The organism is Paenibacillus ilasis (genome assembly GCF_043195395.1).
GTDB classification, from domain to species: Bacteria; Bacillota; Bacilli; order Paenibacillales; family Paenibacillaceae; genus Paenibacillus_AQ; species Paenibacillus_AQ lautus.
The window spans coordinates 1,239,527-1,255,083 of sequence record NZ_JBHDJG010000001.1; the positions used below are offsets into that span (position 1 = coordinate 1,239,527).

At 48.2% G+C, this 15,557-nt stretch carries 14 protein-coding genes; 6 read left to right on the forward strand and 8 right to left on the reverse strand.

The window, feature by feature from the left end:
• Positions 1–2 precede the first annotated feature (2 nt).
• The 5 genes from ACETK5_RS06010 to ACETK5_RS06030 form a co-directional block, all read right to left on the reverse strand.
• Positions 3–836, reverse strand: coding sequence for a carbohydrate ABC transporter permease (locus tag ACETK5_RS06010; RefSeq protein ID WP_100538255.1), 834 nt, complete (start codon positions 834–836; stop codon positions 3–5).
• A 5-nt stretch (positions 837–841) separates the two neighbouring features.
• Positions 842–1,741, reverse strand: a complete 900-nt coding sequence (locus ACETK5_RS06015; protein WP_100538254.1) for a carbohydrate ABC transporter permease — start codon at positions 1,739–1,741, stop codon at positions 842–844.
• A 118-nt stretch (positions 1,742–1,859) separates the two neighbouring features.
• Positions 1,860–3,200, reverse strand: coding sequence for an ABC transporter substrate-binding protein (locus tag ACETK5_RS06020; protein WP_100538253.1), 1,341 nt, complete (start codon positions 3,198–3,200; stop codon positions 1,860–1,862).
• A 143-nt stretch (positions 3,201–3,343) separates the two neighbouring features.
• Positions 3,344–4,891 (reverse strand): response regulator, encoded by a 1,548-nt coding sequence (locus tag ACETK5_RS06025; protein WP_394054638.1) that lies wholly within the window; start codon positions 4,889–4,891, stop codon positions 3,344–3,346.
• 13 nt (positions 4,892–4,904) lie between these two features.
• Complete coding sequence (locus tag ACETK5_RS06030; protein ID WP_394054640.1) at positions 4,905–6,638, reverse strand: cache domain-containing sensor histidine kinase; 1,734 nt, start codon at positions 6,636–6,638, stop codon at positions 4,905–4,907.
• A gap of 228 nt (positions 6,639–6,866) precedes the next feature.
• On the opposite strand from ACETK5_RS06030, the gene ACETK5_RS06035 reads away from it, so the two are divergent.
• The 3 genes from ACETK5_RS06035 to ACETK5_RS06045 all read left to right on the forward strand — a co-directional run bounded on the left by ACETK5_RS06035 (position 6,867) and on the right by ACETK5_RS06045 (position 8,892).
• Entirely contained in the window at positions 6,867–7,973 is a 1,107-nt protein-coding gene (locus ACETK5_RS06035; RefSeq protein WP_326114015.1) for a rhamnogalacturonan acetylesterase, read from the forward strand.
• A 101-nt stretch (positions 7,974–8,074) separates the two neighbouring features.
• Positions 8,075–8,449 carry a sensory rhodopsin transducer gene (locus ACETK5_RS06040; RefSeq protein ID WP_207797481.1) on the forward strand — a complete coding sequence of 125 codons (375 nt, stop codon included), beginning with the start codon at positions 8,075–8,077 and terminating at the stop codon, positions 8,447–8,449.
• Positions 8,450–8,463: 14 nt separating this feature from the next.
• Positions 8,464–8,892: a GNAT family N-acetyltransferase gene (locus ACETK5_RS06045; protein ID WP_100538248.1), complete on the forward strand. Its 429-nt coding sequence runs from the start codon at positions 8,464–8,466 to the stop codon at positions 8,890–8,892.
• Here the strand turns inward: ACETK5_RS06045 and ACETK5_RS06050 are convergent.
• Genes ACETK5_RS06050 through ACETK5_RS06060 form a run of 3 tightly spaced genes read right to left on the reverse strand, consistent with a single transcriptional unit; the run spans position 8,871 to position 12,725 of the window.
• On the reverse strand, positions 8,871–10,073 hold the full coding sequence (locus tag ACETK5_RS06050; protein ID WP_394054643.1) for a Ger(x)C family spore germination protein: 1,203 nt from the start codon (positions 10,071–10,073) through the stop codon (positions 8,871–8,873). The two genes, ACETK5_RS06045 and ACETK5_RS06050, sit on opposite strands and share 22 nt — an antisense overlap.
• Positions 10,070–11,161 (reverse strand): spore germination protein, encoded by a 1,092-nt coding sequence (locus ACETK5_RS06055; RefSeq protein WP_326114019.1) that lies wholly within the window; start codon positions 11,159–11,161, stop codon positions 10,070–10,072. The genes ACETK5_RS06050 and ACETK5_RS06055 overlap by 4 nt, the downstream gene beginning before the upstream one ends.
• A gap of 25 nt (positions 11,162–11,186) precedes the next feature.
• Complete coding sequence (locus tag ACETK5_RS06060; protein WP_326114020.1) at positions 11,187–12,725, reverse strand: spore germination protein; 1,539 nt, start codon at positions 12,723–12,725, stop codon at positions 11,187–11,189.
• Between the two features lie 365 nt (positions 12,726–13,090).
• Here ACETK5_RS06060 and ACETK5_RS06065 point away from each other — a divergent pair, with 365 nt between their 5' ends.
• From ACETK5_RS06065 to ACETK5_RS06075, 3 genes are all read left to right on the forward strand, one after another.
• Complete coding sequence (locus ACETK5_RS06065) at positions 13,091–14,173, forward strand: Gfo/Idh/MocA family protein (protein WP_100538245.1); 1,083 nt, start codon at positions 13,091–13,093, stop codon at positions 14,171–14,173.
• A 157-nt stretch (positions 14,174–14,330) separates the two neighbouring features.
• Positions 14,331–15,122, forward strand: a complete 792-nt coding sequence (locus ACETK5_RS06070; RefSeq protein ID WP_100538244.1) for a lipid II flippase Amj family protein — start codon at positions 14,331–14,333, stop codon at positions 15,120–15,122.
• Between the two features lie 48 nt (positions 15,123–15,170).
• Positions 15,171–15,464 (forward strand): hypothetical protein, encoded by a 294-nt coding sequence (locus ACETK5_RS06075; RefSeq protein ID WP_394054645.1) that lies wholly within the window; start codon positions 15,171–15,173, stop codon positions 15,462–15,464.
• Positions 15,465–15,557 lie beyond the last annotated feature (93 nt).

Sequence of the window (15,557 nt, forward strand, 5' to 3'; positions counted from 1 at the left end):
AATTACCCTTTCAATCCCGTCGTGCTGATCCCTTCCACGATGTATTTCTGGAAGATAAAGAAGACGATGACGACCGGCAGCAGCGATAAGGTAGCCATGGCAAACATGCCGCCCCAGTTATTAAGCGACTCGCCGTCAAGGAACAGCTTCAAGGCAAGTGACACCGGATATTTCTCCGGGTTGTTCAAATAAATGAGCGGATTGATGAAATCATCCCATCTCCAGTAGAAGGAGAAAATCGAACACGTAATGAGAGCGGGCACGATCAGCGGCACAACGACCCGGAAGAAAATCCCGTACTTGCTGCATCCGTCAATTTTGGCGGCTTCGTCCAGTTCCTTCGGAATGGTGCGGATAAATTGCATGATCAGGAAGATGAAGAACGGAATGCCGAAGAATTGGGGAACAATTAATGGTTTAAAGGAAGACAGCCAGCCGAATTTGGCAAACATCACATATTGCGGAACGATCACGACATCATGGGGCAGCATCATCGTAATCATCATGCAGGCGAACCAGAACTGCTGTCCGAAGAACTTGGTCCGAGCCAGGCCGAAGGCGACAAGCGCAGAGGAAGCGACGGCACCCATGGTGGAAATGATGACAATGATGAACGAGTTCTTGAAGAAGGTGCCGAAGGTGGTCCCGGCGAATCCCTTCCAGCCCGTAGCATAATTCGAGAATTCCAGCCGACTCGGAATCAGGCTGTAAGCCGTCGTGAATATTTCATGGTTCGGTTTAAGCGAGCTTGCCACCAGCCACAGAATCGGATAGGTCATGCCGAGGGCGAACAATCCGACCAGGGTATGGTAGAGAACACGTCTGGATTTGGTCATAATCGTCAATCTCCTTTCGACTCGTAATGAACCCAGCGGGTGGATGATCTGAAGATGAGCAGGGTCAGGATACCGACGATAATGAGCATGATCCAGGCAAGCGCTGACGCGTAACCCATTTCAAAATGCGAGAACGCCTTGCGGTACAAATAAAGCGAATAGAGCAGCGTTTGATCGAGCGGTCCGCCTTCTCCGCGCGAAATGATGTAGGCGGGGGTGAAGGTCAGGAACGCTGAAATCGTCTGGAGCGTCAGATTGAACAAAATAATCGGACTGAGCATAGGCAGCGTAATTTTGAAAAAGCGATGGACCGCGTTGGCGCCGTCCACGCTGGCGGCTTCGTAGTAATCCCTTGGGATATTCTTCAAGCCGGCCAGAAAAATAATCATTGAAGAGCCGAACTGCCAGATGGACAATGCAATCAGCGTCCAAAGCGCCGTGCTGGGATTCCCGATCCAAGAGGTCGTGGAGTGGATCCCGAAGAGGGACAGGGCAGAGTTCACGAGTCCCTTGTCGCCGAAGATCTGCTGCCACATGATGGCCACGGCCACGCTTCCGCCGATGAGTGAAGGCAGGTAGAAGGCGGAGCGGTACAGCCCTACGGCCTTGGTTGCGGTATTCAGAATCATGGCAACGAAGAGGGCAAATATGAGGCGAAGGGGAACGCTGGCGAATACATAGGTGAACGTGACCTGAAACGACTTGCCGATTTTGTCGTCCTCGAGGAACAATCGTTCATAATTCCCTATGCCCAGCCATCTTGGCGCTTCCATCAGATTATAATTGGTGAACGAATAATACAGGGACGAGAGGATTGGATATAAGGTAAAGATGAGAAAACCAAGAACGAACGGCGCTGAAAACACGTAACCGGTGATGTGCTCGTTCTCACGGAGCCTCTTCATAGATTTCAACCCCTACGATTCAGATTTGGTTGCGCCCCGTGCAGGGGTCACTGATGTAAAAAGGCATCTCTTGCACGGGAAAGATGTGCCGGAGATGCCTTGTCTAGCCGTGTCCTGGTTATTGCTGAGATCTGGCCAAGATGGCATTCGCTTCCTTGCGGAACTCGGCCGCGGCATCTTCGATCGAGATTTTCTTGAACAGGATGCGTTCGCTGAGATCTCGCAGCAGCTTCTCGATCTCCACCGCGCCAATCGGGTTAGGCGGATCACCTGGTGTGCTGTTGGCCTCAGCCCAAGTAACATAGTCGAAAATTTTGGCTTCGTTCTCCGAGAGGAGCGGCTTGAGCGCTTCCTTCACCTTGGCGGATACGGGAACGCCGCGCTCGCCCTTAATCAGCTTGTTGGCCTCGATGTCGTTAATGAAGAAGCTGATGAATTTAGCGGCTTCCTCTTTATGCTTGGACGTTTCGGTGACCGAGAAGTACATCGAAGGTTTCAGGAAAAGACCATCCTTCGTTCCAGGGCCTGGCATCGGATTCAGCTCCAACGGGCGATCGGTGACCAGATTGGCCACGGCAAGGAATTGGTTGGACCAGCCGGTGCCCGATATGGAGTTGCCAAGGACAATTTCATCCTCTTCTGCTACGCCTTTCTTCTGGGCTTCCTTGTCCAGAGACAGGATATATCCGTTGTCGTACCATTTCTGGTAGCGGGTGAAATAATCGATAAAAGGCTTATCGTCGCTGTATCCGATCGTTTTACCGTCAGCGCTGTACATTTTCTGGCCGATGGTTCTTAGGTAGTACGGGAAGAAGACGTCATGCCGGTAAGCAAAGCCTCCGATTTGCAGGCCTTTTTCCTTGGCTTGGGCACCCATTGTGTCCATGTCGTCCCAAGTCCACTCTTTGGATGGAATATCGATACCGTTCTTCTTCATCGTCTCAACGTCGAAAGTGGTCTGAAGTGCGTTCACGCCGAGGTTCATGGCAACGAGCTTACCGTTGACCTCACCGCCGCTCAGCGCATTCTCGCTGACATCGGCGACATCCAACTCGCCGCTCTCGGTGAACGGCTTCAAATCCGCGAGCTGATTCCGGCCAGCATATTGATTCAGATAAGAGATGTCCATTTGAATAATGTCCGGGAGTCCGCCAGCCACCGCTTGGGGAGCAAGCTTTTTCCAGTAGTCATCAAATGGAGCGTACTCCGGCTCAATCGTAACATGCGGATTCTGGGACTCATACATTTCAATGACCTTCAAGGTATAATCATGCCGGGACTGTCCGCCCCACCAAGCAATGCGGAGTTTGACCGGATCCTTGCTATCGCTTGCAGCCGCCGGCGGTGTCTCCGTTCCGGTTCCGCCGCTGGCTGGTGGTTCGGCAGCGCCGCCGCCCGAACAGCCAATCAAGCTTCCGATCAGGGAAAACATTAGAACCGCGTTTAACACTTTTTTCATTCCATTTCCTCCCCTTTGTTGATAAACCACTTTATATCGTTTCAATTGTTAGTGCTTACATTCCCAATTATCTTGTTTCCCCGGGGAAAGAGTAAGGAAAAAAACCGTGCAATTTGTTTAAAAAGCAGAGATGTACGTACAAGTTAATCACTCTTTTTCATATATTCGGAGGGAGTGCACCCGATCTGTTTCTTGAACACCTGGCTGAAATATTGAGGATTATCACCGAAACCGAGCCGCTCGGCCATTTCAAAAATCTTGATATCGGGATCGCTTGCCATCATTTCGGTTGCGCGCTTCATCCGTAGTTTCATCACGTAATTGGAGAATTTCTCACCGGTCTCCTTCTTGAACAGCTTGCCAAGATAGTCGGCGTTCATATACAGCATGTCGTTTGCCACCAGATTGAGTGTAAGCTCCGAGTTTCCCAGTTGCTCCTCGATAATCTCAACTACCTTGCGGACGATGGCATTATACTTGACTTTGTTCTGCTCGAAGTTTCGCAGCGTGATTTCCCGTACCGTTTCTTCCAGTACGGCTTGAATCGCTTGGAGCGTGCTCATTTCGGCGATTTCCGGGATCCGCGCGTAACGTTCCTGCATCTGGTCCGGATCGGTCAGCCGGATGAGGGACACGTATTGCTGAATGATATAGGATTTGGTCATCTCGATGCTCAGCTGCGCACGCTTCAGTTCCTGGACGAATTCGGTCAGGGCCAGCTCCGCTTCATTGCGGTGGCCGGATCGGACCGGCATGCAGAGTCGTTCCTCGTCGAGGACAAACGTTCCTTCCAAGCCGCCGGCGTGAAGCGTGTCTTCTGTAGTGATCATCCCGCTCTCATCTAGATAGAAGCGGTAGTTCAGGCATTGCAGCGTATCCCGGTACAGGTTTCGAGCCAGGGTAACAGGTCCGGGATCGCTGATCGCGATCGTTACGTCCATCTTGTAATACTGTTTAAAAGTACACCGGATATCCTGCAGCTGTTGATGGAGCCGCTGTTGATCTTTTTGGTTCTCAATGAGCACCAGTACATGCTGCCCGATCGTCGTACTCAGGAGCGTTGTGTCCAACAGATCCTCGGCAATGTTCTTCACGGCGAATTGATGCTCATATTCAACGATGCCCTCCAGCTGGAACAACAGCAGACGGACGGGCTGATCGAAATTCGTTTCGAACAGGCTTCGGTACTCCTCCAAGTCATGGCGTCCATAGGTTTTGTTGGTGACAAACTCCTTGAGCACCTGTTCTTTGACATGAGGCAGCACCTTTCGAAGTCGGCCTTTCATCTCCTGGATAAAAGACTCCTTGTTTTCGTTCAGGGTCAGCTCGTCAGTGACCTCTTTCAGCGCCCCTCCGATCTTGACCTCGTCGGTCGGCTTGAGCAGGTAATGCTTCACGCCGTATTGCATGGCACGGTTGGCATATTCAAATTCGCCGTAACCGGAGAGCAGCACAAATTTGATATGTGGATGGGAGGCATAGGTTTTGGCTACGAGCTCAAGCCCATCCAGCCCGGGCATGCGAATGTCGCAAACGACGATATCCGGGCTCTCCCTGACGATTTTCTCATACGCTTGAATTCCGTTCTGGGCGGTACCCGCCAGCTCGGTTCGATATGCCTTCCAGTCCACCATTTGAGATATGCCGTCCAGAATAATTCGTTCATCGTCCACGAGCAGAACTTTGTACATCCGAATCCCTCCGTTATTTGGGTAAAGACAGAATTACGCGGGTCCCAAGACCCGATCCGCTGTCGATGGTTAAACCGTAGTGGTCGCCAAAAGCCAGCTTGATCCGTTCATCGATGTTTAACAGTCCAATCCCGTTACCGCTGGTAGCCAAGTCGCCGTTTCGCAATCGGGTCAATGTATCCGGCGGCATGCCGGGGCCGTCATCCTCAACCATGACGCAGAAAGCGGAAGGAGTCTCCTTGCAGGACAACGTTATTCGGCAAGGGTTAACGGATGGCTCCAGCGCATAATGAATCGCATTTTCAAGCAGTGGCTGAAGGGACAGCTTTGGAATTTTGCGCTGCAAATCCTGCTCCTTCACATCCATCGTGAAATCTAGGCGGTCTTCAAACCGGAACTTCTGAATAATGACGTAGTTTCGGACAATCTCGAGTTCCTCTCCCAGTGTCAGAATTGGCTCTTTCAAGCTGACGGAGTTACGAAGAAGGAAGGCTAAGGCCTGCACCATGTCGGAGATTTGGGTTTGCTTGTTCATCTTCGCCAGCCAGTTCACGGATTCCAACGTGTTATACAGAAAGTGGGGGTTGATTTGCGCTTGCAGCGCTTTGAACTCGGTCTCTTTGATTAACAGCCGGTTCGAATAGTTCTCGGTAATCAGCGCATTGATTCTCTCGATCATGAGACGGAACGTCCGATGCAGCAGGCCCAGCTCGTTCATGGCGACAGGAGCAGCGTCCTGAGGCAGTACGTTGGCTTCCGCAAAGTTTCCTTTTTCCGCAAGCTTCATCCGAGAGATGAGACTTTCGATAGGACGTGTCAGGCCTCGGCTGAACCGGATGCCGAGCAGAATCGCAATCGCGAAGATAACGGTAAACACGATGATGACAAGCTCTTTAATGAATATGATTTGCTTGAAGGTCTGATTAAAAGGCGTGACATTCATATACGTCCACCCCGTGTTGCCCGATCGGTTATGTGCAATGAAGTAGGTATGGCCATCGATTTCGCGGGTAAGGTACCCGTTTCCGGATGACAGGGAGAATTGAATGACCGACGGATCAAAGTGCGGCGTTGCAGGGTAGATCACATCCGCACCCGAGGTCACGATCAGGTCGCCTTCTCCGCCGGCGGATTTCCGGACGATTTTGTCCATATTGATCCGAATAATGATGGTTCCCAAGTAGTTAAGATCGAATAAGGTTCCGGAGTAGGATCTTATTTCCCGGGAAAGTACAAGAGCCGAATCCGTTTCGTCCGGGTACACCCAGCGTTCTTCTCCATCCGCATCTCCGGCAAGCTGAAGAATAAACTTCTTTTTGGCGGGATTAATCGGGACGACACTGCCGACATCCTGCTGTTTATCGTAGGAATCGATCAGATGGATGGAATACAGCATCGGCTCGGAGCCTACATAATTCAGGAGGCGGTCCACCAAATGCTGCCGCAGGATGAGACGGTCATAGTCGGAGTCGCTCCCGGCGATGGAACGTAACATATTTTGAATCTGGGTATCGGTCATGATGTTGAAGGACAACTGTTCGATCCGTTCGAGCTCTGACTCAATCGCAGAGGAGGACAGGTGTAAGACCTGTGATGATTTGAGGTAAAGCTGCTCGTCGTAGATGGAGAATGCATATTGCTGGACGATGACGGCGAAGGTAAATGCCATCGCAACGATTAAGCTGATAAGAAGGGAAAGCTTATTTTTGATTTTCATATTTTTATAGATCGTCATCCATTTTTGCACGGCAACGTCTCCTTGCGCAGGGGCCTAAAATGTCGTGTACACATTATGTACCGGGTTGTAAACGCTGTCAACATAGACATCGTTATTACAGCATCTGGAATATCAATATCAAAGATTCGTCAGGTAGTCGGTTATTTGAACAAGGAGGTCGGTTATTTGAATTTATGTTAGGGGGGCTCCCATACGATAATGTTTTTAGATGAAAGCGACAAAGGGAGGTGAAGTTCGTTGCAATGCAGGTATAAATTCGATTTCGGTACGGAAGCGCCGGGCCACGAACATACCAAAATAACCGCTGAAACCTTATATAGTCCGGAACTTGGCTTTGGATTCCATTCTTTATCTCACCTATCCGCTGTGAATCGGGCAGGGGAGAAGGCGTTAATGCGAGATTTTGTAATACCACTGCATGCTGCGTTTCAGGTCGATGTGATCGATGGCTTGTACACCCTGCATCTACTGATCGGCGATGCCTGGTTTGATACCGAAACCTCCATTCGGGGAACGGAAGGGCAGATGCTGCTGGATGGGAAACGCATACCGGCAGGTCACTTTGAACGATTTAGTGTGACGGTGCCGGCTGTTCAAGGCAAAATCGTATTGACCTTCTCGGGCCGTGCTCCCCGGATTAATGCTTTGGAAGTGGCACCTGCGCCGCATGCTTGCCATGTGTTTCTGGCGGGGGATTCAACGGTAACGAACCAACCGGCTGACGGTTATCCCTATGCCGGGTGGGGGCAAATGCTGCCCGCTTATATTAAAGCGGATGCGGCTGTAAGCAATTATGCCCGTTCCGGCCGAAGCTCCAAGAGTTTTATTACGGAGGGAATTCTGGAGCAAATATCTGAGAAGATGAAGCCTCATGATTATATGCTGATTCAGTTTGGCCATAACGATCAAAAGCGGGATGAGGAGAGGTATACCGAGCCTTTTTCGACATACAAGGATTCTTTGAAGAAATACGTGGATGTTTGCCGGGAGAAACAGGCGACTCCGATTCTGGTAACGCCCGTTCACCGCCGTTATTTTGATAGCAAGGGGTTATTGGAGGATACGCATGGCGATTATATCACGGCGGTGCGGGAACTGGCGGATGAGGAGCGTATACCCTTAATCGATTTGGCTGCGCTGAGTTTGGAGTATTTTAACCAGCTGGGTCCCGAAGGGACCAAATCCGTGTTTATGTGGGGGAGGCCAGGGGAGTTTCTTCTGTTTCCGCAGGGTGTAACGGACAACACTCATTTTCAAGAGCGCGGTGCGGCCCGGTTGGCCGACATGGTGGCTCGCCGTTTGAAGGCGCTTGGACTCCAGCCGTTGTCTCTGTTTTTGCGCTAGCCTGATGGGTCGGAACGAGGATTAAAGGAATTTTCGGTGTCCATAGCGAATGTATTTTTATTTATGCAGCCTAAATCGATGAGTTGCGAGGAGTGAAACGCATGTCAAAAGGTGAAAAACAATGGATTATTCCCGACGGGTATATCCCTCCTGAAAGCAGCGGAGAACTAACCAGTCATGAATCCGTCTGTGTGTTGAACTTAACCGAGCAGGACGTTGTGGTTACGATTCATGCTTACTTCGAGGATCGTGATCCATTGCTGGGAATGGAAACCATCGTACCAGCAAGAAGAACCAAGCACATACGAACCAGCTCGCTTCAAACGGACGGCGGGCAAGGTATTCCTCCAGGTATTCCCTATGCCATGGAAGTTACGAGCAGTGCACCCGTATTTGTTCAATACAGCCGTCTCGATTCCACTCAGGCTGAGAATGCCTTGATGAGTGTTATGGCGTATCCGGTAACCAGATCCTAAAGGATGGTGATTGTATGGTACAGACTGTGACATATACCTCAGAGCCGCCTGAGGACTTTCGTCAACTAGAGGCTTTGTATGCTTCGCTAGGTTGGAACTCCATTCATCTCTCCGTTACGGAATTGAAAACCATGTGCTTGCAGAGCTGGTATGCCATCTATGCATATGAAGGACGGAGATTGGTAGGCATGGGACGTTTGATCTCCGATGGGGTTATTACCGGCGTTATATGCGGATTAGGCGTACATCCGGATTATCGGTCCAGAGGGATCGGCCGACAGATCCTCCATCGATTGGTTGAACATTGCGAGAAGTCCCGGGTCTTCCCGCAACTGATGTGTGAGGAAGGGCTGGAACCGTATTATGAGAAGCTGGGCTTTCAGCGATTTACCATTGGGATGAAGAAGGATATACAGCGAACTCATTCATCGGACGTCCCATAATCTTTGATCGTTATTTTTACCTCATACTGGATCGGAACCTCACTAAATGTTTGATCCCAATCTTTTTTGGCTGTCTTCCATATATGAGGATACTTAATTCTTAATTTGTTTCCGAAACCGGAAACGTCTGTCTTGTATTCATGTTGAATTTTATCGAGTACATTCTTTACCAAACGTTCAACCTCGTCTTCAATCGCTTTTTCCACTCTTTTCAAAAATTCAGTTTCGATGGTTTTCTCCGAAACGACCCAATGCTCGGCAATTCTTCCTTCAGACTCGATTTCTATATTAAACGAGATATTGTTTCCATCAACATGAGGTTTAATTTTACTTTTCATAGACAATATTTCGTATATAACAGGCTGACCTGTCTTTTTATCAACGCTTTTAACCAAACCGCCTTTCCCCTTTCCGGTTATCCACGTTAAGCCCTCTATTTCCTTTTCATTCAAAAAACCACGTAGTTTTTTCGTTTTCCCTTCAATGACGGCAGCTCCTGAAAATTTCGTTTCTCCATTGGATGACGAGACGACATTTTGCAAAAGAAAGCTGGCTCCGGAATGCAGCTTCCCCTCTATTTTGGTAAGTGTAGTGGGAGGTAAAATTTTGGTGGTTCTTCCGTGACCGTGTGTCATTTCAACGAGTCGGAATGCTGGGATATCCATCGGTTTTTTCGATTCTAGTGTTTTACTCGCACGGTTTTGAGCAATTAGAAGGAGGCCGCTTGGTCTCATCTCTTGTTCTCTAATAAAAAAATCCAAAATCTTTTGCATATCCAAGGTACGCGCAAGGTCCTCTCCAATGATTATCACTTTTGAATGTTCGGCAAAGGCACGTTTGTCGATTCTTAATACCATATTGCGTAAAGTTGGCAGGATCGCATCTCCTGTTTCAGAAACGTTATTGTAAGCTTTTTGCGGTGATGAACCTGTTTTTGCTCCTTTTCCTGTTGTTTCTGAGGTGACAAATTGATTGGTTATCGTAATTCGATCCCGGTTAAGACGCCCGCCTGCTTGTCCCGCTGACTCTTCTTGAGGCCACCCTTGTTTTTCCAAATCCAAAGAAGTGCCTACAATGAGGCCCAGATCTTCAATTTCTTTTTTGCTCCAGCAACCTGTAAGAGGTAGGAGTATAAGAATCAACAGCGCACTCAAGAGGAACCGTATCGTGATGTGCTTCATGCTTTTCCACCTCTCAAACTCGATACTAGAAGTAAGATGAATGGCAGTACAGCAAATAATAATAACGCGACATTGCCGATGATATCCCCCAGTTTAAAGAGGTCATTGATATTTTTTGGAACCATCGCAATGACGTAAATAATCGGAATCAAGCCATATGTAAAGGGATGAATCTTCTTTTTGAAGAGCTGCGCTAGCCCTAAAGCTGCCGCATAGTAGGTAATGGTAAAGGTCGTAAATATTTGCATAATCCATATCACAAGCAGCAAAGATTCAAAACGTTCAAAGATCAAACCGGGGATTTCAAAACTTCGCATAAGCTCAAGTGTAGGCCATGTACTTGTGACCACTCCATCGATAGACAGGGCTCCTATGACCATAACAACGGTGATGACGTAAAAGAGCAAGGGGATGAATACTCCAACTAAAACAACTTTTACGGCTTTGTCCGGCTGTTTCATAAACGCTACAAGGAGCAGCATAATTTCAGAACCTAAAAATGCAAGAGCGGTTGTCTTTATTCCTTTTAGCATGGGGCCAATTCCCAATCCTAATACGGGACGGAGATTATCCATCTCAAATATGCCTAAGCTCAAAAAGGCAACCAGTAAGAAAATGACGATTGTAATAGGGAATATGATTTCAAACAAACGGGCGATCGTGTTTATTCCGCCTATGATCAGATAGAGACCTATCCACATAAAAGGCAGGATAATGGCCCAGGTGGGGGTGCCTTCCAGCAAAAAAAGGCCGGTTACTTCTGCCATGGTTCTGACTTCGTATGCAGAAATGGTAAAAAAGTAGCCGATAATAAGTAAACTGAGGAACCCGCCCACCCATTTTCCTACAATTTCTTGGCTGTATTGATAGAAGGTTTTTTCGGGGAATCGCTGGTTTAATTTCACGATGATCAACCCCACGATCATGGCGATCATCCCGCCCAAAATAACGGTGATCCACACATCCGGTGTTTTCACTTTCTCCACAGATGTTCGGGGGAGGGTGAGGATCCCGGCTGCAAGAATATAGTTAACGAGGATAACAACTGCTTGTGAATTCGTAATTTGTTCTTTTGGACTACCCAACATGTTGTTTATTTCCTTTCATAGAGAGCTATCCTTTGCGGATGGAGTCTTTCCTATGTATCGCCTTCCGACGGCGTTTCATCTTCACAAGTGGCATACGAATCATATAGTCTTTCCAATCACTTACTCGATAAGGAACGATCGGAGTGACAAAGGGAACACCAAAACTCTCCAACCTTACTAGATGGCTGCAAAGGAAAAGGAAAAACAGAACGACCCCGTATAATCCAAACACAGCAGCGAAAAACATGGCTATAAAACGAAGCATGCGAAACGTAATTCCAGCGCTGTATTGAGGGATGGCAAAGGAGGAAATGGCGGTTAACGCCACCACGATCACCATAATTGGGCTGACAATCCCCGCTTGTACGGCAGCTTCTCCTATGACCAATCCACCGACGATACCCATGGCCGGACCAATGGGTTTAGGCAATCGCAGCCCACCCTCCCGCAAAATCTCGATCGCGACTTCCATAATCAGTGCTTCGATTAGTGCGGGAAATGGTACGCCTTCCCTCGTGCCCATGATAGACAAGGCCAGTTTGGTTGGGATCAATCCCTGGTGAAACGAGACAAACGAAATATACAAGGAGGGTCCAAAAAGCGAGATAAGGGCCGCGAAATAGCGCAATAGACGGATGAGAAAAGTAGGTAACCAACGATCGTAATAGTCCTCTGGTGAGTGCAGCATCATACTAAATGAAACCGGAACGATCAGAGCGAAGGGTGTCCCATCCAACAAAATCGCAACTCGTCCTTCCATCAAGGCACTGTAAACGCGGTCGGGACGCTCCGTATTCTGTACTTGTGTAAAAGGACTGAGGTAATTATCCTCGATCAGCTGCTCTACATAGCCTGATTCCGGTACATCATCCATATTTATTTTTTTGATTCTTGCCTGGACCTCTTCCACCAAAGCAGGGTCTGCCATGTCTTTGATATAGGCGATGACAAGTTCTTTTTTCGAACGTTGTCCGACTTGAAACTTGATGATGGATAAGTTGTAGTTGTCACCATGCTGTCGTAAAAGGGCGGTATTATCACTTAACGATTCCGTGAAACCTACCCGTGGACCTCGAACCAATGGTTCCGAAGTCGGCTCTTCAATACTGCGCGATTTCCCTTTGGTTGTACCGAGAATGAGCACATTCTGCACACCATCCACTAACAATGCGGTCGAACCTGTCAATACCTTGGACACCAAGTCGTTTACATGAGGTGCTTCTGTTACTTCACTAATGGTAAGAACTTGATTTTTAATAAACTCTTTAGAAATGGCCCCTAGCACAGAAGATGGATCTGGGTTATTTTTTTCGGAGAAGCTCACCATAAGAGATTTCATAATATGTTTGTCGATGAGTTCTTTATCCGACAGTCCTTCTACGAAAATGATGGCTGCACAAATGCCTGTGCCTCCCATGTGAAACTCCCTAAAGTGCACATCCGAGTTATGACCGATTTCTTTTCTCACCAGTTCAAGATCCAAGGCGAATTTCCCCGTAAAATGCTCTAATGAGGGTTGAGCAGAATTCAATGTTTTGTTTTTTTCGCTCTCATGTTGTTTCATTGTGAATACCTGCCATTTCCTCAGTCTTCCTTTGAGTTATGAATCCATTTAAAAAGCCTTGAGATCATATACGGAATCATAAATGCGATGAAACCCTGCATAAAAACCTTCCAATCCGGAAGGTAGGAAAGCACCATGTTCCACATGTTAATCCCCCTGTTAAGCCAGCATTAGCGTCGTATAAGCATAAGCCTCTATCTTTCCCATTATTATCTAAGCAACAACCGTTTAAACTTAAACCTCGGGGATGCGGGAGTACATTGATCTTGGAAAGGTTCGCTTGGTCAAAATCGCAGGATACGAGGGAGGGAAATAATGTTAAAATAACATCAAGCGGGCAGCTTGATGTTAGGAGGTTCCATAGGATGAAGACATTGTCAGTAGGAATCATAGGGACCGGATTTGGCGGTTGCGTTCATGCTCCCATTTTTCGGATGCACCCGGGGATGGAGGTGAAATCCATTGCCAGTGTCCATCGACAACGCTCGGAGGGCCGCACGTGGAATGGAATTCCGTATTACAGGAATTGGCGTGAGATGCTGGAGAATGAGCAGTTGGATCTGATATCGATCGTATCGGCACCGGTCCATCATTATGAAATGACGATGCTCGCCTTGCAATCCGGCCACCATGTCCTGACGGAGAAGCCTCTGGGCATGAATACGGAGCAAACGTTACAAATGCTGAGTGAGTCGGAACGGGTGGATCGACAAGGTTTCGTTAATTTTCAATGGAGATGGACGCCGATTCGGCAGCGAATAAAGCACATGCTGCAGGGTAAAGAGCTGGGAGACATTCAGCATATCAAATATACAGGAAGCTTCCCCGGGTATTCCCTAATGGCTAATTCTTACCGGGGATGGGAAGCACGCCGTGAGGATGGAGGTGGATTCCTGTTTGCGATCGGTTCGCATATGGTAGATTCACTCTTATGGTGGATGGACGAAGAGATTACGGAAGTGTACGGCGACCTGAGAATTCAGATCTCGGCCTATAACGGAGATGAAGGGCTTGAGCTTAGGGACGCGGAAGATGCCTTTACTTTTTCGGGGCGTTTTAAGGGCGGAGCCTCTCTCCTTGCGGATGTATTTTTTCCGGGAATTCGTGGCATGGGTTGGACGTTGGAGATTTACGGGACCAAGGGAACGCTGATCATGCGAGATGACCGTTCTCTCGAATGCAGTTTTGGCGGGGCGTTTGAGTCTGTCGATATTGAGACGTTCCAACCGCCTACGGATCTGGAGGCACCAGCGGCGCACTACTATAACGGTTTTTATCAGATGATAGATGGGATATACCACAGTATAAATGCAAACCCATCAACGTTGAATATGCCGTATTTCGTGGATGGCCACAGGGTACAAGCTGTTCTGGATGCGATTCGTCTGTCGTCCGAGACGCACAGCCGAGTCAGCGTTAATTATGGATCTATCATTCGGCATGGCTAATGGAAAGTGATGCTGGAAGAGCAGGGAGGGCACGTACTAATCCGATAGCAAATCGGATAGATATAAAGAGTGGGCTGGAGCTTGCAGACCCCATTGGTCAAGGGCGACAGTATAGGGTTCGACGTTTTGACCAACATCAGGTGGGGAGGAAACCTCTATGATACAGAGCTTGATCGTTGTGTTTGTACTGACCATGATTATTCATACGGCGGAAACCTTGTCATACTCCGCAAGATATGCGGGGGTGAAGCTAAACAAGATTGCTGTTGCATTATCGTTGACGGGGATCATTGTGCTGGTTTCCCGAACGTCCAACTTAGTTCAAGCCCCGCTGACGGCCAAATTTGTTGATTATGCGAAAGTGGATCCTTCGTTTGACGTGCTCTCCTATTTCAGGGCGATTTTGTTGGCCGCCTCGATCGGAACGATTGTTGCAATCGCGTTGTTTCCTACCTTCGTCAATCTGTTCAGCAGAGTCATCAGCAAGCTGGAGGTCGCCGGATCGATTCCGAAGCTGGTATCAAGCGTGACCATTGGACAGCTCAAGAACACAAGGCATTACATAAGAAAGCCCAATTTGAAATGGAGTCAGTTTCGTTACTTAGGGGTACCTAAACGGTTTATTATGCTGAATATTGTGGTCACGGCTTTTTACACAGTCGGTGTTCTGTCGTCCCTGTACGCAGCTCATCTCATCCCTCAGTACAGCACTACAGCATCTCAAGCGTCCGGGTTAATCAACGGAATCGCGACGATTATTTTAACGATATTTATCGATCCCCAGCTTGGCTTGATTACCGACAAGGCAACTCGGAACGAGGAAGCGAGGGACCAGCTTGGCAAAGTATATACGATGCTGATGGTTTCAAGGTTTTTTGGAACCATGCTGGCACAGCTCGTGATCATTCCGGCCGCTTGTGTGATCAGCGAGATTGTGAAGTGGATATAAGGACAGTGGTTGTGGTTAGAAAGTCAGAAGGAGAGAGGAAGAATCATAATGACACGTAAACGTGTAGTGATGGAATCCGTGCTGTTTGCTGCAGCGATATATGTAGGCTATTTTGTATTTATGATGCTGCAAGGGATGGTGCTAACACAGAGACATGTCCGGAATATAGATTTGGCTCTGCAATATGAACAGGCGGAATCCCTCCAGGCTCAGGTAGCTTTTGGAATGATCGAGCGCAATAGCGAATGGTTTACCGTGGCTGTAATGGGAGGCTTTATTGTATTAGGCAGCTTATATGGAAGTATTAGATGGATGTTGGCAAAACGAAGACCGCAATCCTAACATTGGATTTTCTAGAGAGCATAAACCCTGTCATGGATTCCTGTCCAAAGCCAGGGTTATTTTGTCTTGGGATTTATAATCGATGTTGGATCC